Annotated in this window: 19 protein-coding genes; 16 read left to right on the forward strand and 3 right to left on the reverse strand. The window is 67.3% G+C overall.

Going from position 1 to position 17,655, the window contains the following annotated elements; translation table 11 throughout:
• The first annotated feature begins 3 nt into the window (after window positions 1-3).
• From IPM60_00215 to mgtE, 4 genes are all read left to right on the forward strand, one after another.
• On the forward strand, window positions 4-342 hold the full coding sequence (locus IPM60_00215; GenBank protein MBK8906368.1) for a ferredoxin family 2Fe-2S iron-sulfur cluster binding protein: 339 nt from the start codon (window positions 4-6) through the stop codon (window positions 340-342).
• Window positions 343-400: 58 nt separating this feature from the next.
• Window positions 401-601: a Fe-S cluster assembly protein IscX gene (gene iscX / locus IPM60_00220; GenBank protein ID MBK8906369.1), complete on the forward strand. Its 201-nt coding sequence runs from the start codon at window positions 401-403 to the stop codon at window positions 599-601.
• 190 nt (window positions 602-791) lie between these two features.
• Window positions 792-1,115, forward strand: coding sequence for a DUF1476 domain-containing protein (locus tag IPM60_00225; GenBank protein MBK8906370.1), 324 nt, complete (start codon window positions 792-794; stop codon window positions 1,113-1,115).
• 59 nt (window positions 1,116-1,174) lie between these two features.
• A complete protein-coding gene (mgtE, locus tag IPM60_00230; protein ID MBK8906371.1) occupies window positions 1,175-2,626 on the forward strand; it encodes a magnesium transporter in 1,452 nt (483 codons plus the stop codon).
• A 38-nt stretch (window positions 2,627-2,664) separates the two neighbouring features.
• Here mgtE and IPM60_00235 read toward each other — a convergent pair whose 3' ends face one another.
• Window positions 2,665-3,678, reverse strand: a complete 1,014-nt coding sequence (locus IPM60_00235; protein ID MBK8906372.1) for an MBL fold metallo-hydrolase — start codon at window positions 3,676-3,678, stop codon at window positions 2,665-2,667.
• Window positions 3,679-3,815: 137 nt separating this feature from the next.
• On the opposite strand from IPM60_00235, the gene IPM60_00240 reads away from it, so the two are divergent.
• The 9 genes from IPM60_00240 (at window position 3,816) to pseI (ending at window position 12,979) form a co-directional block, all read left to right on the forward strand.
• The gene (locus IPM60_00240; protein MBK8906373.1) at window positions 3,816-4,427 is read left to right on the forward strand and encodes a class I SAM-dependent methyltransferase; all 612 of its coding nucleotides are present in this window, start codon (window positions 3,816-3,818) and stop codon (window positions 4,425-4,427) included.
• 235 nt (window positions 4,428-4,662) lie between these two features.
• Entirely contained in the window at window positions 4,663-5,004 is a 342-nt protein-coding gene (locus IPM60_00245) for a hypothetical protein (GenBank protein MBK8906374.1), read from the forward strand.
• Between the two features lie 64 nt (window positions 5,005-5,068).
• Complete coding sequence (gene pseB / locus IPM60_00250) at window positions 5,069-6,094, forward strand: UDP-N-acetylglucosamine 4,6-dehydratase (inverting) (protein MBK8906375.1); 1,026 nt, start codon at window positions 5,069-5,071, stop codon at window positions 6,092-6,094.
• Between the two features lie 19 nt (window positions 6,095-6,113).
• Window positions 6,114-7,325, forward strand: coding sequence for a UDP-4-amino-4,6-dideoxy-N-acetyl-beta-L-altrosamine transaminase (gene pseC / locus IPM60_00255; GenBank protein MBK8906376.1), 1,212 nt, complete (start codon window positions 6,114-6,116; stop codon window positions 7,323-7,325).
• Complete coding sequence (locus IPM60_00260; protein MBK8906377.1) at window positions 7,322-8,119, forward strand: glycosyltransferase family protein; 798 nt, start codon at window positions 7,322-7,324, stop codon at window positions 8,117-8,119. Before pseC ends, IPM60_00260 begins: the two co-directional genes overlap by 4 nt.
• Window positions 8,116-8,772: a methyltransferase domain-containing protein gene (locus IPM60_00265; protein ID MBK8906378.1), complete on the forward strand. Its 657-nt coding sequence runs from the start codon at window positions 8,116-8,118 to the stop codon at window positions 8,770-8,772. The genes IPM60_00260 and IPM60_00265 overlap by 4 nt, the downstream gene beginning before the upstream one ends.
• A complete protein-coding gene (locus tag IPM60_00270; GenBank protein ID MBK8906379.1) occupies window positions 8,769-10,388 on the forward strand; it encodes a hypothetical protein in 1,620 nt (539 codons plus the stop codon). The genes IPM60_00265 and IPM60_00270 overlap by 4 nt, the downstream gene beginning before the upstream one ends.
• Entirely contained in the window at window positions 10,381-11,910 is a 1,530-nt protein-coding gene (gene pseG / locus IPM60_00275; protein ID MBK8906380.1) for a UDP-2,4-diacetamido-2,4,6-trideoxy-beta-L-altropyranose hydrolase, read from the forward strand. The genes IPM60_00270 and pseG overlap by 8 nt, the downstream gene beginning before the upstream one ends.
• Before the next feature lie 13 nt (window positions 11,911-11,923).
• Window positions 11,924-12,979, forward strand: coding sequence for a pseudaminic acid synthase (pseI, locus tag IPM60_00280; protein MBK8906381.1), 1,056 nt, complete (start codon window positions 11,924-11,926; stop codon window positions 12,977-12,979).
• Window positions 12,980-13,020: 41 nt separating this feature from the next.
• On the opposite strand, the gene IPM60_00285 is transcribed toward pseI, so the two are convergent.
• A complete protein-coding gene (locus IPM60_00285; GenBank protein MBK8906382.1) occupies window positions 13,021-13,941 on the reverse strand; it encodes an SDR family oxidoreductase in 921 nt (306 codons plus the stop codon).
• 346 nt (window positions 13,942-14,287) lie between these two features.
• Between IPM60_00285 and IPM60_00290 the strand changes: the two genes are divergently transcribed.
• From IPM60_00290 to IPM60_00300, 3 genes are read left to right on the forward strand one after another with little or no spacing between them, the layout of a single operon-like run.
• On the forward strand, window positions 14,288-14,743 hold the full coding sequence (locus IPM60_00290) for a hypothetical protein (protein MBK8906383.1): 456 nt from the start codon (window positions 14,288-14,290) through the stop codon (window positions 14,741-14,743).
• 3 nt (window positions 14,744-14,746) lie between these two features.
• Window positions 14,747-15,271 carry a gamma carbonic anhydrase family protein gene (locus IPM60_00295; GenBank protein MBK8906384.1) on the forward strand — a complete coding sequence of 175 codons (525 nt, stop codon included), beginning with the start codon at window positions 14,747-14,749 and terminating at the stop codon, window positions 15,269-15,271.
• Between the two features lie 31 nt (window positions 15,272-15,302).
• Entirely contained in the window at window positions 15,303-17,084 is a 1,782-nt protein-coding gene (locus IPM60_00300) for a cation:proton antiporter (GenBank protein ID MBK8906385.1), read from the forward strand.
• 79 nt (window positions 17,085-17,163) lie between these two features.
• Here the strand turns inward: IPM60_00300 and IPM60_00305 are convergent, their stop codons facing one another.
• Entirely contained in the window at window positions 17,164-17,577 is a 414-nt protein-coding gene (locus IPM60_00305; GenBank protein MBK8906386.1) for a hypothetical protein, read from the reverse strand.
• Between the last annotated feature and the right edge of the window lie 78 nt (window positions 17,578-17,655).

Below are 17,655 nucleotides of genomic sequence, written 5' to 3' on the forward strand. Positions count from 1 at the left end.
TCGATGGCGAAGATCACGTTTGTTTCCGCGGATGGGACGCAGCGCAAGGAGGTGGAGGCGCCGGAGGGCCTGTCGGTGCTGGAGATCGCCCACCACAACGACATCGACCTGGAAGGCGCCTGCGAGGGGTCGCTGGCGTGCTCGACCTGCCACGTCGTCGTCGATCCGGAATGGTTCGACCGGCTGGACGACCCGAGCGAGGAGGAAGAGGACATGCTCGACCTCGCCTTCGGCCTGACCCATACGTCCCGCCTCGGCTGCCAGATCCGCATCACCCCGGCCCTCGACGGCCTGACCGTCAAGCTGCCGTCCGCCACCCGCAACATGATGGTGGACAAGTAGCGCGCCCCGGCGCACGGGGGCATCATCGTCGACGATCCGCTGCAACGGGAGGCAGGAAATGGGGCTTCGCTGGACCGACACCACCGATATCGCCATCGCGTTGGAAGAGGCGCACCCGGACGCCGACGTCGTGAACCTCCGCTTCACCGACCTGTGGCGGTGGGTCCAGGCCCTGCCCGACTTCGCCGACGACCCGGAACGCTCGAACGAAAAGATCCTGGAGTCCATCCAGATGGCTTGGCTCGACGAGCGGGAGTGACGCGGGCCAGGATGCGGCCGACGACGATGAGCTTGCGGACTCCACCGCCCACAGCCTTGCTTCGACACACCCTGTTGCCTCGGGAACCGCAGCGGCATCGAAACCAACACCGCGTGGCGATGGCTGGACAAGGGCGGCTCCAGGTCACATCTCTCAGTCGCGGCAACACGGCAGAAGGATACGGTGGGCAATGGCGAAGGCTCCGCGGGACAGCAAGCACCACGAGGCGCGGCACAAGCACGGCGAGGAGATGGAGTTCAGGATAGCCGCGCGGCGCAACCGGCTGCTCGGCCTGTGGGCGGCGGAAAAGATGGGGCTTGCGGGTGACGATGCGGTTGCTTACGCGAAGGAGGTCATCGCCTCGGATTTCGAAGAACCGGGGGAGGAGGACGTCTTTCGCAAGGTCATGGCGGACTTCAGGGCGAAGGAGGCGGCGGTGACCGAGGCCGAGCTTCGAGAGCAGATGTTCACGCTGTTGACGACTGCCCGCAACCAACTGGCAAGCGAGAAATAGCGAGCCGACCGGCGAGCCTTGGCTGAGGCCGGCGAGTCCAGGCCGGCGCCGGCATCCGGATGAAGACGCAAGGCATGCCGGACCACGCCACAGCACGGGAACACCTGCAGGCCGGGCTCGACTCCATCGTCGGCCTGCTCGATCGCGAGCCGGTCCTGGCGGCGCTGAGCCGTCGTCAGAAACGCGGCCCGATCGGCGAACTCGAGCCCGCGGAAAGCGAAGCTCTCGGCGAACTCGTTGACTGCGTGAACCTCCTCGCGCCGGCCGACGTCGCCCACCTCCTGGAGATGCTGCCGCCGGAGCGTCGCCGGCTGGTCTGGGGGGTGGTGTCCGAGGACACCGCCGGCGACGTCTTGTGGGAAGTCACCGATCACGTCGCCGACGATCTTGTCGCCAACACGGATCGAGAGCGCCTGCTGAGCATCCTCCGCCGCATGGACGCGGACGATCTGTCGCAGATCGTTGATCACGTGCCGGGCGATGTCCTTACCGAACTCCACGCCACCCTCGGGCCGCGGCGGCGTTCGTGGCTCGCCAGCTTCGATACTTTTCCGTCACAGTCGGTCGGCCGACTGATGACCCACGAACTGGTCGTCGTGCGGGACGACGCGACAGTCAAGGACGTGCTCAAGCTGTTCCGGCGCTTGACCGAGATCCCGGACCAGATGGATGCGCTCTACGTGGTCGACGGCCATGACCGGCTGGTCGGCCGGTTGCCCCTGCAGTGCGTGCTGTTGCACCGCCCGCGCGAGCGCGTCGTCGACATCATGGAGAGGGATGTCGTCGCGTTCGTGGCCGACGAGGACGCCGAGGACGTGGTGCGCGCCTTCGAGCGCTACGATCTTGTGTCGGCGCCGATCGTCGATCAACGTCATCGCCTGATCGGGCGCCTGCCGGTGGACGAGGTCGTCGATTTCGTCCGCCGTGAAGCCGAGGCCAACTCCCTGAAGCGTGAGGGGCTGAGCGGCGAGGAGGACCTGTTCGCGCCGATCTGGACCGGCGCCCGTCGGCGCTGGTTGTGGCTCTCCGTCAATCTGCTGACCGCCTTCCTGGCGTCGCGCGTCATCGGCGTCTTCCAGGAGAGCATCCAGCAGCTTGTTGCGCTGGCGACCCTGATGCCGATCATTGCGAGCGTCGGCGGCAACACCGGCAACCAGACCGTTGCCTTGATGGTCCGCGGGATCGCTCTCAATCAGATCAACAGCGGCAACATCGGCTACCTGGCGCGGAAGGAGCTGGCAATCAGCATCATCAACGGCCTGATATGGGGAGGCGCCATGGGCCTGATCGCCTTTCTCCTCTACCAGGACGCCAAGCTGGGGTTGGTGATGGCCGCCGCCATGCTGCTCAATCTGCTCGTCGCCGCGGTGTCTGGCATCGGCGTGCCGGCGCTCATGAAACGGCTCGGCCGCGACCCGGCGCTCGGCTCCAGCGTGCTGCTGACCTTCACCACCGACAGCATGGGCTTCCTGATCTTTCTCGGCCTGGCGACGATCGTCCTCACGTCATGACATCGGCCGCGGCATCGGCGGGGGGCACTGCAGCGGGCTCACGCCGCGGCGTAGAGGTGGACGCCGTCGGCCCGGCTTTGGCGCCGGACTTGGCCCCGGTGCATCAGGTGGTGCAGGTGGGCGAGGGTCTCGCCGAGGGCGAACTGGGTCTGGTGCAGGTCCAGCTCCTGGGGGAACAGCACCTTGGCGAGTTCGGCGGCGGTGTGCTGGCCAGTGCATCCAGCCAGCAAGTGCTCCAGCCGCGCCTCGTGATGCGACGCCAGCTGGCTCAAGCGCTCGGAAACGCCGACGAACGGGATGCCGTGGGACGGCAGCACGCGCGTGCTGGCGGGCAGGTTCTGAAGGTTGGCGATGGTGGCAAGGAAGTCGCTCAATGGCTCGGCCTCCGGCTCCGAGAAGTACACGCCGACCACCGGCGAGATCTTGGGGAGGATCTGGTCGCCGGCGATGATGGTGTCGAGTTCGGCACAGTGCAGGCATACGTGCTCCGGCGCATGACCGCGGCCGACCAGCACCCGCCAGTGGTGGCCGCCGATGTCGAAGCCCATGCCGTCGCGAATGCGCCGGTAGGCGCGCGGGATCGGCACGACGCGGCTCGCGTATGTGTTGCCCCGCGCTTCGAGTTGCGCCAGAAGCTCGCCGCTGCAGCCGGCGCGGCGATAGAAGTCGGCGATGAGCGCCGTCATCTCCGGACCGGTGTCCATGCTCAGCATCCGGGCGTGAAGCCATTCGTTCTGGCTCATCCACAGATCGACACCCCACTCCTCGGTGAGCCAGCCGGCAAGGCCGGCATGGTCGGGGTGGAAGTGAGTGACGATCAGGCGCGTGATCGGCCGGCCGTCGAGGGCCGTCGCGAATAATTGGCGCCACAGGCTCTTGATCTCATCGGTATTGAGGCCGGTATCGACCAGCGTCCAGCCGTCACCGTCGGCCAGCAACCACAGATTGATATGGTTGAGAACGAACGGCAGCGGCATTCTGAGCCAGTACACCCCCGGCACGATTTCCGACACCTCACCGCGTTGCGGGATGTCGTCCCGAAGCTTTTCCATGTGAGCTGACACCGTTGGTTAGGAGACGTGATGGTCGTCATAGAAGCACGAAAGCGACGCCGCGGTGAATGGCCTTGACCATGGCGCCCGTCGAGAAACCCCGTCGTCCGCGGCGCCGGCGCTGCTATAACAGGCGAATGGCACATGAAGCCGGCGTTCAATCGCACCTCCGGATCACCGCACCGGAGCCGTGGGTGGCGCGGTTCGCGCCCCTGGTGCGACCCGGCGGAGGCGTGCTCGATGTGGCGTGCGGCGGCGGCCGTCACGCCCGCATGTTCCTCGAGCGCGGCCATTCGGCGACGTTGATCGACCGGGACGTCGGCGCGGTGCTCGACCTGGCGGGGCACCCGCTGGCCGAGGTCATGGAGTTCGATCTCGAGCAGGGGAGCACATGGCCCTTGCCCGATCGCACCTTTGCCGCCGTGGTGGTGGTCAATTACCTCCACCGTCCGCTGTTCCCCTACCTGATCCAGGCCCTTGCGGACGGCGGCGTGCTGATCTACGACACCTTCGCCCGCGGCAACGAGCGCTTCAACCGGCCGCGCAACCCTGATCATCTGTTGAAGGCGGGCGAGTTGCTCGACGCCGTCCGCGGCGTCGTCGGCGTGCATGTCGTCGCGTACGAACACGGCATCGCCGTTGACGCATCCTGCCCGGGCGTCAAGCAGCGCATCTGCGCCGTCATCAGCCGCACCCCCACCCCGCGCCCCGACGGCGAACCGGAACCGCAGCCGCTACAGCCGCGATAGCAGCGTCGGCGACAACTGCAGACGTTTTTCGCGAATGCTGCGCCGCGTTAATCGTGCCTTAAGGGTTGGCGGGATATATTTGCGTCATCACGTTCCTCCTCCTCCGACTAGGGCCGGCAGCGATGCCGGCCTTTTTTTCTGCACGCGCATCGCTCGAGCCGCCGATGACGCGATTGATGACGCACTGCGCAATGGATGCTTGAGGGGGGCAGCGTTCGGCGATAGTGTGCGGCCCATGCGGTACATCATGCTCATCGCCCTGGTGGCTCTGGTCGGCGCCTGCACCGAATTGTCGGAGCCGACGGTGGTTCGCTACGAAGTGCCCAGCCCGTTCTATGTGCGCCACATCCCCTGGATGGACAGCAACCAGGAAGTCGACGCCCTGGCCACGGACTTGTGCACCGACGCCGGCGGCAACGCGGCGGAGTTGGTCAGTTCAATGCAGACGTACGGCTACGACACGCGCTACGCGACGTACCGGTGCGTCGGGCTCCAACCTCCCGCCATAACCGCCGTTCCGGCCTCCGGAGCGTCCGGGGAGCCGGGACTGCCGCCGGTCAATATGCCCGAGAAGTAGTTCCTCGCGCGATGGAGTTTCGGCGGCCGTCCTGTTCCGCCAGCCCGCTTTCAACGGCCCACTCATGAACCCCTGGTTTCAGCCGGTCCTCGACCTCAACGGCAAGTCCGTGCTCGTCACCGGCGGCACAGGATCGTTTGGGGCCCACTTCGTCGGAACCGTGGTCGAGCGCTACCACCCGCGCAAGCTGATCGTTTTTTCCAGGGACGAACTCAAGCAGTACGACATGCAGCAGTCGTACGGCATGGACCGTTACCCGTTCATGCGTTACTTCATCGGCGACGTGCGGGACAGGGACCGCCTGGAGATGGCGATGCGCGACGTGGATATCGTCGTGCACGCGGCGGCGATGAAGCAGATTCCGGCCGCCGAATACAATCCGTTCGAGTGCATCCAGACCAACGTCCACGGCGCCGAGAACGTCGTTCGCGCCGCGTTGCGCGCCAAGGTCGGCCACGTCATCGCGCTCTCCAGCGACAAGGCGGTTAGCCCCATCAATCTCTACGGCGCCAGCAAGCTCGCGGCCGACAAGATTCTCGTCGCCGCCAACCACATCAGCGGCGATGGCGGCACCCGTTACGCGGTCGTGCGCTACGGCAACGTGCTGGGCTCTCGCGGCAGCGTCGTTCCCCTCTATCGCCGGCTCAAGGAGGACGGCTGCCTGAGCCTGCCGGTAACCGACGAACGGATGACGCGGTTCTGGATCACCCTGGCGCAGGGGGTGGATTTCGTGCTGTCGTCGCTGGCGTTGATGACCGGCGGCGAGATCTTCGTGCCCAAGATCCCGAGCATGTCCATCGTGGACCTGTGCCGCGCCGTCGCGCCGGAGATGGCGACCCACGTGGTCGGCATCCGGCCGGGAGAGAAGCTGCACGAAGTGATGATCACCGAGGACGACGCCCGCACTACGCTGGAGCTTGCGGACCGCTACGTCATCGCCCCGCCCAAGCCGCACCCCAAGTTCGATCCCGAGGCCTACGCCCGCCTCGGCGCCACCGCGGTCGGCGAGGCGTTTCGTTATGCCTCCAACACCAACGAAGCCTGGCTGAGCGGCGAGGATCTGCACGCGCTCCTTGCCGCAGCCGGCTGACCGGGGAGCCTTGCGGACCATGGCCGACGACTTCCTCCCCTACGGCCGTCAGGTCATCGACGGCGCCGACCGGGCGGCGGTCGCATCGGTGCTCGACGGCGACATCCTCACCACCGGACCGTACGTGGAGGCCTTCGAGCAGGGGCTGTGCCGGGCCACGGGCGCCGCCCACGCCGTCGCCTGCTCGAGCGGCACCGCCGCGCTGCACCTGGCGGCGCTCACGCTTGGTCTCGGACCCGGCGACCGCGTCGTCGTTCCGGCGGTCACCTTCGCCGCCACCGCCAACGCCGCCCGCTTCGTCGGCGCCGACGTCATCTTCGCCGACATCGACCCGGACACCGGGCTGATGACGCCGGAGACGTTCGCCGCTGCTCTGGAAACCGGCGCCGATGGCCGAGTTCGCGCGGTATTTCCGGTGCATCTGGGCGGCCACACCGTCGACATGGACGGAATCGCGGCGATCGCCGGTCCGCGGGAACTGGCCGTCGTCGAGGACGCGGCGCACGCCATCGGCGGCCGGGTCGAGGCGGACGATGATTGGCTCGCGGTGGGCGCCTGCCGCTACTCCCACATGACCACGTTCTCGTTCCATCCGGTCAAGACCATCACCAGCGGCGAAGGCGGCGCGATCACCACCAACGACGCGGACCTGGCGGCGCGCCTCAAGCGATTCCGCAACCACGGCATCATCCGCGAGGCGGATGAGTTCCAGCAGCGGGAGCTCGCCTTTGGCCCCGACGGCGCCGCCAACCCCTGGTACTACGAGATCGCCGAGATCGGCTTCAACTACCGCATCACCGACCTGCAGTGTGCACTGGGCCTCAGCCAGCTGGACAAGCTGGAAGGCTTCGTTGCCCGGCGCGCCGCCCTGGTCGAGCGCTACCGCCACGCGCTGGCGCCGCTTGCCCCGGCGATCCGACCGTTGACGGCGCGTCGCGGATGCCGGCCGGGCTGGCATCTCATGGTGGCGCTGATCGACTTCGCCGGCCTTGGCGTCGATCGGGCGACGGTGATGCGCCGCCTCGCCGGGCGCGGCATCGGCAGCCAGGTGCACTACATGCCGCTCCACATGCAGCCCTGCTACACACGACTTTACGGCCGGCAGTCGCTTCCCGGCGCCGAGGCCTACTACGCCCGGGCGATGTCGCTGCCGCTGTTTGCGGACATGAGCGACGCCGATGTGGACCGGGTGGTCGCAGCCCTCACCGAGGAGGTCGGGCTGGTCCGATGACCACGGCGGCGATCGTCCAGGCGCGGGTCGGCTCGACCCGCCTGCCGGGCAAGGTTCTGGAACGACTGGGCGGGGCAACGGTGCTGACGGAGGTATTGCGTCGATGCCAAGCGGCGCCCGGCATCGACGTGGTCTGCTGCGCGGCGCCGGACGACGCCGACAATGACGTGATCGAGGAGGACGCGCTGCGAGCCGGCTCAGTAGTATTTCGCGGCGCCGAGTCGGATGTCCTCGGGCGCTACGTGGGCGCCGCCCGCCTGGTCGAGGCCGACATCGTGCTGCGGGTGACGAGCGACTGCCCGCTGATCGATCCGGAGGTGTGTGGTGCGGTGGCGGCTCTGGTCCGCGACGAGCGCTTCGACTACGCCGCCAACAACATGCCGCCGAGTTGGCCGCACGGCCTCGACTGCGAGGCGTTGACGATGGACTGGCTGCAGCGGGCGGCGGATGAGGCCGACGCCGCGGCAGAGCGGGAACATGTCACCCCCTACATCCGCCGTCATCCCGACGCCCGGCGCGCCAATCTCCTCTGTCCGGACGCGGGCGTCAGCGGCCATCGCTGGACCCTCGACACCTCCGAAGACCTTCACCGGATCCGGCGCATTTTCGCGAAGCTGCCGGCCGGCGCCGGGTGTTCCGCCTACCGCACGTCGCTGGCGTGCGCCGATGACGACGGCGGCGCCGCAGCCGACGGCCGCGCGGGCGTATATCTGCCGGAGAGACTCGACCATGACGTCGTGCAATTCTCCTGGTCGGACGAGCGCGGCTACACACTCCTCAAGGTCGGGTCATGACGGACTGGAGCACGGAACAGGAGGCGTTTTGGGCGGGCGCATTCGGGGACGCCTACACGGACCGCAACCTCGGACCTGAAGCCCTTGCCAATCGGGTGGCGCTGTTTGCGAAAGTTCTCGACCACGCCGCCGACGCCGAGACGTTTTTGGAACTGGGGGCCGGGGCCGGTCTCAACGTTCGCGCCATCCGCGTGCTCCGGCCCGCCGCCCGGATCACCGCCGTCGAGATCAACGACGCTGCAGTAAAGCATCTGAAGCGGCTCGGCCCGGAGGTCGAAACGGTCCATCAGTCCATCTTGACGTTCGAACCGCGGCGGCAATACGACGTGACGCTGACCCGCGGCGTCCTCATTCACATCGCCCCGGAGCAACTGCCCGCAGTCTATGACACGCTGTACGCCGCGTCCTGCCGGTACGTGTGCATCATCGAATACTACAACCCCGCTCCCGTCGAAGTTCCGTACCGGGGCCAGGGCGGAAAACTGTTCAAGCGCGATTTCGCAGGAGACATGCTCGATCGCTTCCCGGACCTGGAACTGCTCGGCTACGGCTTCGTCTACCGCCGCGATCCCTGGCCCCAGGACGATGTCACGTGGTTTGTGATGCGGAAGCGCGACCCTCGCCCACCCGGCGTTCCCGCTCACCATCCATGATGAACCGGCCGGCGCCTCTCCGGGCCGATGCGCAGGCGCCTGCGGAGCAGCGGGTGTTCGCCGCCGATGCCGAATCGATCGACGAGATGGGCGTCGGGCGGTGGCGGACGGCATGGCGCTGTCCCGTCTCCGAGGACAGCTTCTTGGCCATGGCCGACAGCGTCGGGAACCGGCTGGCGCGCCTGCTTGCCGAGGCCACACCCGCTGCTCGGGATATGCTGCTTGCGGACGTCGTGTTCGTCCTCGTGCATCTCATCCAGCATATGCACGCGCGCGAGGTGGAGAGCCTTTGCGCCTCAGGTACCCGCTTCGTTTACGGCCCGGCTTCGGCCCCGGTCGTTCGGCCGGACTGGGCAGCGCTCGGCGCCGCCCACGATGCTTGGGTGACGGCTGGCCGAAGCCGGCGGCAGCAGTTGCGCGGCATGGCCAAGTCGGTCCTGCTGAACCGGCCGGCGGCTCTGGTGCGAGCCGCCGCCGCCGGGCGTCTCCGCCCGGACGCCTGGGCGATCGGCAGCAGAAGCTGGCTTCGCGCCGAATATGTTGCAAAGCGAGGCCTGCTCTGCCGCTATGACGATGCCGACGTCATTCTTGCGGAAACCAGGGCAGCGATTGGGGAAAACCCGAGTTTGCTGCGTCCCGCCCTCTCCGCGTTCGTCAGCGACATGGATCGTCTCCTGAAGGACCGGTGCGGCGCGAGACTGGACCGCGATCGAATCGTCTCTGCCTGGTGGCGCCGCCTGTCAACCCTCGCCCCCGCGTACAACGCGATCGCCGCGCGCCGCGATCTGCCCGCGACCCTGCTGTTGACCAACCAGGGGATCCCTCTCAACCGGACCATCGCCCTGGCGGCGCGGCGGCGGGGCGTCCGCGTCGTCGGGTTCAGCCACGGGAACGAGCCGGGCAACGTCGACGTCAGCGGCGGCGGCGCCGTGCAGCACGCGCCCTGCAACGAGTTCGTCTGCATCTCGAAAGCATCGGCCGACGTGCACGCCGACAACTACCGCACCGGCGGGCTCGCCGGCCTGTACCCGGTGTCGTTCACCTCCGCCGCGACGCGTCACTACCTCGACCTCTCGGCCCAGGCGTCCCGCCGGCCCCTGCCGGCCGCGGTGCGCCGGGTGATGGTGATGGGCTACCCGCTCGTTCCGCACCGCTATTCATTCCGGGGCGGGTTGTACTTTCCCTATCAGCTCGACATCCAGATGCGGATGATCGAGCTTCTCATCGAGAACGGGTTCACCGCCCTCTACAAGGCGCATCCGGAGATGAAGGGGGCCGGAGATTCGTTTTTCCGCGACCTCGGCGCCGAAGTGATCCCCGCACCGTTCGAGCAGGCCTGGAGCGAGGCGGACGCCCTGATCTTCACGTATCCGTTGACCAGCACCTTCGGCGTCGCCCTCTGCACCAACCGTCCGATCATCGTCCTCGACGTGGAGGGATTAGCGTGGAACCCGGAACCCCTCGCTCTGCTTCGAGACCGCTGCACTCTCATCCCGGCGTCGTACGATGATCGCGACCGGATCCGATTCGATACGGGCGCATTGGTCGAGGCCCTGCGCCGCCCAACCAGCGAGCCGGACCAGAGCTATGTCCGGCGCATGATGAGCGATGGCTGAGGAAGCGGGCATATCCCGGCCCTTCGCCGTCTTTCGCGTCGATGCCTCGGCGACCATCGGCAGCGGCCACTGGGTCCGAAGCATGGCCCTCGCCCAGTCGCTGCAGGCGGCCGGCTGGCGCTGCGGTTGGGCGACGCGCGAGCCGGCGTTCAGCGTCGGCGCCCGTTCGATCGGACATGGACTGGACGTTCTGGACATCGGCGGCGTGGCCGAAGAGGACGAAGCCGCGGCGATGGCGGCGCACTGGCCGGATGGCGCCGACGTTCTGGTCGTCGATCACTATGGCCGCGGGCGCACGTTCGAGACCGCCTGCCGGCCATGGGCCAAGCGCATCCTTGTCTGCGACGACGCGCCGAACCGGCATCACGACTGCGACCTGCTGCTCGATCCAGGGTCACCGGACAGCGCCGCGCCGTATCGTGCTCTGGTGCCGCCGGGCTGCCGGTTGTTGCTCGGCCCTGCCCATGCCCTGGTGCGGCCCCAGTTCCTCGCGGCGCGCACGAACGCCTTGCGTCGCCGCCGCGTGTCAAGCGGGCTTCGGCGGATCCTCATCTATTTCGGCACGGACATCAAGGCTACGGCGACGACATCCGCGCTTTCTGCTGTTGCCCGGTCTCAACTGGCGGCGGCGGTGGACGTTGTCGTCAATGCCGACGCCGCACACCTGTCGAAGCTTCGCAGTCTTGCGCAACAGGCGCGGCAGCGGGTCACCGTCCACACCAGTGTCGCCGACATGGCAGCGCTGATGGCGGCTGCGGATCTGGCTTTTGGCGCACCGGGGAGCGCTTCGTGGGAGCGGGCATGCCTCGGCTTGCCGAGCATCGTCACCGTGCTCGCAGACAACCAGCGCGCCAACGCGGCCTTGCTGACCCAGGCGGAGGCGGCGGTGGTAGCGGGGGGCTCAAACCTGGCTTCATTGTTCGCGTACTGCCTCAAGGAGCTTGCCGCTGACCCTGCGCGGCTCACCGCCCTGTCCGCCGCAGCGGCGCGGCTCTGCGACGGCCGCGGCGGGCTCCGCGTCATGCTGGCCCTCCTGCCTGACGCCCATGCCCGCGACGGCCGGCCGGTGACGTTGCGTCCAGTGGTCGAGGACGACGCGCGGCGCATATTCGATTGGCAGCAGTGCGACGCCACGCGCCGCTTCGCCCACAACCCCGAGAAGCCGACGTGGCGGCAGCATCGCGAATGGCTCGACGCTGCCCTCGCCGATGCCGACCGCATCACCCTGATGATCGAGCACGGCGGCGCGCCGGCTGGCGTGCTGCGGCTCGACACGAAGGACGTTGACAACCGGGAGCGCATCGTCTCGATCCTGACGTCGCCGGAGAAGTACCGACAAGGCATCGCCTCCGCTGCCCTCGACCTCGGCCGCCGTTTGCTCCCGGGCGCTGCGCTGCGGGCGCGCGTGCATCCGCAAAACGAGGCGTCATGCCGCCTGTTCGCGGCGGCCGGCTACCACCCCATCGGCAGCGACGAGTGGCATCGGCCGCCGGCATCGGCGCCGGAGTCGCGAGCAACTTGAAGCGGGAGAACCCATGACGGACCGCACCATCACCATCGACGGGCGCAGGATCGGGCCGGGGCAACCTCCGTATGTGATCGCCGAGATGTCGGCCAACCATGGGGGCGACCTGGATCGCGCGCTGGCCATCGTCGACGCCGCCAAGGCGGCGGGGGCCGATGCCATCAAGCTGCAGACCTACACCGCCGACACCATCACCATGGACCACGACGGCCCCGGCTTTCGCATCGAGGGCGGGCTATGGGACGGCCGCAGCCTCTACGAGCTTTACCGGGAGGCCCACATGCCGTGGGCCTGGCACGAGCCTCTATTCGCGCGGGCCCGGGAGTTGGGGATCACGGTGTTCAGTTCGCCGTTCGATCCGACCGCAATCGACCTCCTGGAGGGTCTCGACGCCCCGGCCTACAAGATCGCATCGTTCGAGATCGTCGATCTGCCGCTGATCCGGCAAGCCGCCGCCACGGGAAAGCCGCTGATCATCTCCACGGGCATGGCTGATCTGGGCGAAATCGCCGGCGCCGTGGAGGCGGCGCGGCAATCCGGCAGCGGCGGGGTGTGCCTGCTCCATTGCGTCAGCGGCTATCCGACGCCGGTCGAGGACTGCAACCTAAGAACCATCGGTCATCTGGCGGATGCGTTCGATCTGCCGGTCGGCCTCTCCGACCACACGCTTGGGATCGCGGTGCCGGTCGCGGCGGTGGCGCTCGGCGCCGCGATGATCGAGAAGCACTTCACCCTTGCCCGCGCCGACGGAGGCCCCGATTCAGAGTTTTCGCTGGAGCCCCACGAACTGCAGGACCTCGCCGCCGGCGTCCGCGACGCCTGGGCGGCGTGCGGCGCCGTCAGTTACCGGCTGCAGGGGAGCGAAGCCGGCTACCGCCAGGTGCGGCGCTCGCTGTACGTGGTGCGCGACGTGGCCGCGGGCGAGGCGCTGACGGCGGACACCGTGCGCTCGATCCGCCCCGGTTACGGCCTCGCCCCGAAGCACCTGCCCCGGGTGCTCGGCCGGCATGCACGCCGCGACATCAAGAAGGGCACGCCCCTCGCCTGGGAATTGATCGACGGCTGAGTCCTCGAAGATCGAGCCATGCTGCCCGGACGAGGGCGGTTTCAAACCGGATCCCAGCCGAATACGTCCGCGGATACGTCGAGGGGGTAGAAGCTGGGCCGCAGCGCGGGGATGGCGTGCTCGGCGACGGTCGCCGGCGTCCAGCCCTCGCTGCGATGCACGGTGCGAATCGGCCGCGGCTGGCTGAACAGAATGATTTCGTTGCTGCGGACGCCAAACACCTGCCCGTTGACGTCGGCGGCGCTGTCGCTGGCCAGGAACACCACCAGCGGCGCGATCTTCTCCGGCGTCATTTGCTTCAGCTTCTCGACCCTCGCGCGCTGTTCCGGCGTCTCGGTCGGGATCGAGCTTGTCATGCGGCTCCACGCGAACGGCGCGATGCAGTTCGAGCGCACGTTGCTGCGATGCATGTCGAGGGCGATGACCTTGGAGAGACCGATGACGCCCATCTTGGCGGCGCCGTAGTTGGCCTGGCCGACGTTGCCGATCAGGCCGGAAGTGGAAGTCATGTGGATGAAGGCGCCGCCGTTCTGCTCGCGGAACACGGGCGCCGCCGCCGCGCTGACGTAGAACGCCCCCATCAGGTGGACGCCGATCACGGACTCCCAATCGTCGGCGCTCATCTTGTGGAAGATGCGGTCGCGGAGGAACCCAGCGTTGTTGACGACGCAGTCGAGGCGGCCGAAGGCATCGACGGCAGTGGCAACGATCCGCTTCGCCCCGGCGGCGTCGGCGACGCTGTCGTTGCTGATGGCGGCTTCGCCGCCGGCGGCGCGGATCTCAGCCACCACCTCGTCCGCCGGGCCGCGATCGGCGCCCTCCCCCGTCAGCGACGCGCCCACGTCGTTGACCACAACCCGGGCGCCGTGGCGCGCCATCAACAAAGCGATGGCGCGGCCGATGCCGCGTCCGGCTCCCGTCACCACGACGACCTTGCCGTCGATCGTCCGTTCCGTCTCCATGTCCCCTCCCGCTGCCGCTCGATTCGCGGGACCCCGCATCGCGGCCACTCCGCACCGTCGCGTCCCGGCGCTGCACCGCAGCCGAACGAACGCCGAGACCCCTACCCTCACCAGGACCGGCGCCGATTGGGCGCGCCATCGCTGGCCCCACCGGAGTTTGTAGACCCATTATTTGAGTAAGTGTACTAGGATGAACTCAACAAGATCACCGCGGAAGCTGCCCGAGTTGGCGCCGCTTCAAGAATAAGGGCGGTGACGGGCACGGCAACGAAGGATAAGGAACATGACATCATGGAGGACGCTTGCGGGGGCGTTGGTTGCGGCCGTTGTAGGGGCAGGTCCGGCCATGGCCGAGCCCGTCAACATCCAGGCCGTGCTCAAGCCGAAGGAGCAGATCCGCCTCGACTTTGAAGACGACAGCGAAAAGGTGGTGCTGCTGATCCGCCGCGAGGGAACGTCCATCGGCACCGGGCCGCTGGCGGGGCTCAAGGCCACCGAGTACGGCATGTACGACCTCCTCCCCGGCGTCGGCGGCGACCCGCGCGGGTATCTGGAGATGACCTCCCAGGATGGCGATGTCGCCTACATCAAATGGCATCTGCGGGTGGTGTTCGTCGCCGAGGCCGACGGCGAGCCGATCCTGCTCGACAACGGTTATTGGGAACTGGTCGGAGGCACGGGGCGGTTCAAGGGCTTGAAGGGCGCGGGCGTGCTGCACATCACGCCGGTGGCAGAGAACGACCGCCGCTTCATGCTGACCGGCGACATCGTCGAGGCCCCGAGACAGAACGGTAAAGGGTAGTCGATGCGCTACGCCATCGAGGGTGAGTCGATCGAGACCGATGGCGACGCGTTCTGGATCGCGCCATCGGCGGTGGTCATCGGGCGCGTGCGCCTGGGGCGAAACGTCAGCATCTGGTGGAATGCGGTGGTGCGCGGCGACGCCGAGGCGATCACCATCGGCGACAACACCAATGTTCAGGACGGCTCCGTCCTCCACGCCGATGAGGGATTTCCGCTGATCCTCGGCGCCGGCGTCACCGTCGGACACATGGTCATGCTGCACGGCTGCATCATCGGCGACAACAGCCTGATCGGCATCGGCAGCGTCATCCTCAACGGCGCCCGCATTGGACGGAACTGCATCGTCGGCGCCAAAGCGCTGATCCCGGAAGGCAAGCAGATCCCGGATAACTCGATGGTCATGGGTGTCCCCGGCAAAGTCGTCCGCACCGTAACCGCCGAGCATCTCGACATGAACGCCGAAGCCGCCGCCCACTACGTCGACAACCTGCGCCGCTACAAGGGCGGGCTCGTACAACAGGGCTGATCCTTCTGACACACGCTCGGATCGCCGCGCCGTGAGCGTTCTCACCGAAGCGGTCGTGTTCTTGGCCGCCGCGGTCGTAGTGGTGCCCGTGTCGCGGATGTGCGGGCTGGGCGCCGTGCTAGGCTTTCTGATCGCGGGCGCGGTGATCGGGCCGTTCGGTCTCCGCTTGGTCGGCGATGTCGAGGGTGTGATCCACTTCGCAGAACTCGGCGTCGTAATGCTGCTGTTCATCATCGGGCTCGAACTGCAGCCGAGCCGCCTCTGGACCATGCGCAAGGCGGTGTTCGGGCTCGGCGGCATCCAGGTGGTGGCGACCGCCGCCGCGCTTGGGATCGCCGCTTACGCCAGCGGCCTGGATCTTGCCGCCGCCATCGTCGTCGGCCTGGCGCTGTCGCTGTCGTCGACGGCCTTCGCCTTGCAGACCTTGGCGGAAAAGAACCAGTTGACGGCACGCCATGGGCGCGCAGCGTTCTCGATCCTGTTGTTCCAGGATCTGGCAGTGATCCCGATCCTTGCGTTGCTGCCCCTGCTCACGGGTGGGCAGGCCATAGACGACGCCGAGATCGAATTGATGCCGATCGTCAAGTCGGTTGGCATGTGCCTCGCCATCGTCGTCGGCGAACGCTTTGTCCTGCGCTACGCCTTCCGCGCCATCGCCGCAACCGGCATTCGCGAGGTGTTTACCGCCATGTCGCTGCTGACGGTGATCGGCACCGCCTTGCTGGTCGAGTCGGTCGGACTGACGATGGCTCTGGGGGCGTTCCTCGCCGGAGTGCTGCTCGCGGAATCCGAATACCGCCACACCATCGAAGCGGACATCGAGCCGTTCAAGGGTCTGCTCCTCGGCCTGTTCTTCATCGCCGTCGGCATGTCCCTCAATCTCGGGCTGATCGGCAGCGACGCCGGCACGGTAGCGGCGCTGGTGATCGGGCTCGTGGCCGTCAAGTTTCTCATCCTGTTCGTCCTCGGGCGGATGTCCGAACTCAGCAATCCCTCGAGCCGCTCCCTCGCCGTCGCCCTCTCGCAGGGTGGAGAATTCGCGTTCGTCATCCTCAGCATGGCGGTCGACACCCGGATCATCGACCAAGGCCTCACCGACCTGCTGATCGCGGTGGTGACGCTGTCGATGGGGGTGACGCCGCTGTTGTTCATTCTCAACGACCGGGTTCTCAAGCCGTCTCTCGGCGGCGGCACGCGCCCCGAGTTCGACGCCCTGCCGGAGGAGGAGCACCGGGTGATCATCGCCGGGTTCGGGCGCTTCGGGCAGATCATCGCGCGCATCCTCCGCGCCAAGAGGATCCCGTTCACCGCCCTCGAGATCAACCCGGAGCAGGTGGACTTCGTCCGCCGCTACGGCAACGAGGTGTATTACGGCGACGCCTCGCGCCTAGAATTGCTACGTGCCGCCAAGGCCGAGCAAGCGACCGCGCTGGTCCTCGCCATCGACGACGTGGCGACGTCAATGAAGACGGCGCAGACGGTGCGTGAGCATTTTCCGAACCTCCCGATCTACGCCCGCGCCCGCAACCGCAACCATGTGCACAAGCTCATGGACTTGGGGGTCAAGGTGATCCGCCGTGAGACATTCCTCGCCAGCGTCGACCTGGCGCGGGAGGTTCTCCAGGGCCTCGGCATGAAGGAGCACGAGGCGGAGAAGGCCGTCAACATGTTCCGCGACCACGACCGCCGCCGCCTTTATCGCGACTACGCGCACTACAACGAAGAAGAAAAGATGCAGCTCCTGGCAATGGAGTCCGCCAAGGAACTGGAAGCCCTGTTCGCCAGCGACGCCGAAAAATCCAGGGAGCAATGATCACGATCGTGTCGTCGTCACCGCAAGCGGCGCTATTCCTCTCTCATCGGCAGGGAGGACGAGGATGTGCAAGCGGCGTTCAACGCACATGACCGGAATTCGCGACGCCCTCTCCCCACTCTTCCACCAATTCTCTCTGGCGTGCCCGGAGGGCGGCGGCGCGATGCTCCGCCTGCACGCGAAGCACGGCAGAGACCACCGGAGGAATGGCGAGGAAGAGCAGCCAACCCACCGCCGCCGCAGCGAACATGGCGCTGAGGTCGAACACGTTGGTGAGCAGGAGTTCCGCCGCGGTCACCGTGTGACCGTTGCTCCAGAGCTGCAATACGAACGGTAGCACGCCGCAGGCGTTCAAAAGCCCGACGCAGCGCGCCGCCAGCTTGCCGGCGGTGCGATCGACGATGGCGGCGAAGAAGGTCGGCAGCATGCCGATGGCGACCACCATGGCCGTCGGCGGCCACACCGCGATGACGGCGATGGCGCAGAGAGCCAAGCCGAGCGTGTGCCGGCTGCCGAAGGCCGCGGATGGCGTCGGTCGCGATTTAGCCGATCGCGTCGGTCGCGATTTGGC

It is taken from the genome of Rhodospirillales bacterium, assembly GCA_016710335.1.
In the GTDB taxonomy this organism is placed as follows: domain Bacteria; phylum Pseudomonadota; class Alphaproteobacteria; order Rhodospirillales; family Defluviicoccaceae; genus JADJXQ01.

What these genes read in the sequence shown, in the direction of transcription:
- IPM60_00215 (MBK8906368.1), top strand. Translation starts at nt 4, where the DNA reads ATGGCGAAGATCACGTTTGTTTCCGCGGATGGGACGCAGCGCAAGGAG.
- iscX (MBK8906369.1), top strand. Translation starts at nt 401, where the DNA reads ATGGGGCTTCGCTGGACCGACACCACCGATATCGCCATCGCGTTGGAA.
- IPM60_00225 (MBK8906370.1), top strand. Translation starts at nt 792, where the DNA reads ATGGCGAAGGCTCCGCGGGACAGCAAGCACCACGAGGCGCGGCACAAG.
- mgtE (MBK8906371.1), top strand. Translation starts at nt 1,175, where the DNA reads ATGAAGACGCAAGGCATGCCGGACCACGCCACAGCACGGGAACACCTG.
- IPM60_00235 (MBK8906372.1), bottom strand. Translation starts at nt 3,678, where the DNA reads ATGGAAAAGCTTCGGGACGACATCCCGCAACGCGGTGAGGTGTCGGAA.
- IPM60_00240 (MBK8906373.1), top strand. Translation starts at nt 3,816, where the DNA reads ATGGCACATGAAGCCGGCGTTCAATCGCACCTCCGGATCACCGCACCG.
- IPM60_00245 (MBK8906374.1), top strand. Translation starts at nt 4,663, where the DNA reads ATGCGGTACATCATGCTCATCGCCCTGGTGGCTCTGGTCGGCGCCTGC.
- pseB (MBK8906375.1), top strand. Translation starts at nt 5,069, where the DNA reads ATGAACCCCTGGTTTCAGCCGGTCCTCGACCTCAACGGCAAGTCCGTG.
- pseC (MBK8906376.1), top strand. Translation starts at nt 6,114, where the DNA reads ATGGCCGACGACTTCCTCCCCTACGGCCGTCAGGTCATCGACGGCGCC.
- IPM60_00260 (MBK8906377.1), top strand. Translation starts at nt 7,322, where the DNA reads ATGACCACGGCGGCGATCGTCCAGGCGCGGGTCGGCTCGACCCGCCTG.
- IPM60_00265 (MBK8906378.1), top strand. Translation starts at nt 8,116, where the DNA reads ATGACGGACTGGAGCACGGAACAGGAGGCGTTTTGGGCGGGCGCATTC.
- IPM60_00270 (MBK8906379.1), top strand. Translation starts at nt 8,769, where the DNA reads ATGATGAACCGGCCGGCGCCTCTCCGGGCCGATGCGCAGGCGCCTGCG.
- pseG (MBK8906380.1), top strand. Translation starts at nt 10,381, where the DNA reads ATGGCTGAGGAAGCGGGCATATCCCGGCCCTTCGCCGTCTTTCGCGTC.
- pseI (MBK8906381.1), top strand. Translation starts at nt 11,924, where the DNA reads ATGACGGACCGCACCATCACCATCGACGGGCGCAGGATCGGGCCGGGG.
- IPM60_00285 (MBK8906382.1), bottom strand. Translation starts at nt 13,941, where the DNA reads ATGGAGACGGAACGGACGATCGACGGCAAGGTCGTCGTGGTGACGGGA.
- IPM60_00290 (MBK8906383.1), top strand. Translation starts at nt 14,288, where the DNA reads ATGGCCGAGCCCGTCAACATCCAGGCCGTGCTCAAGCCGAAGGAGCAG.
- IPM60_00295 (MBK8906384.1), top strand. Translation starts at nt 14,747, where the DNA reads ATGCGCTACGCCATCGAGGGTGAGTCGATCGAGACCGATGGCGACGCG.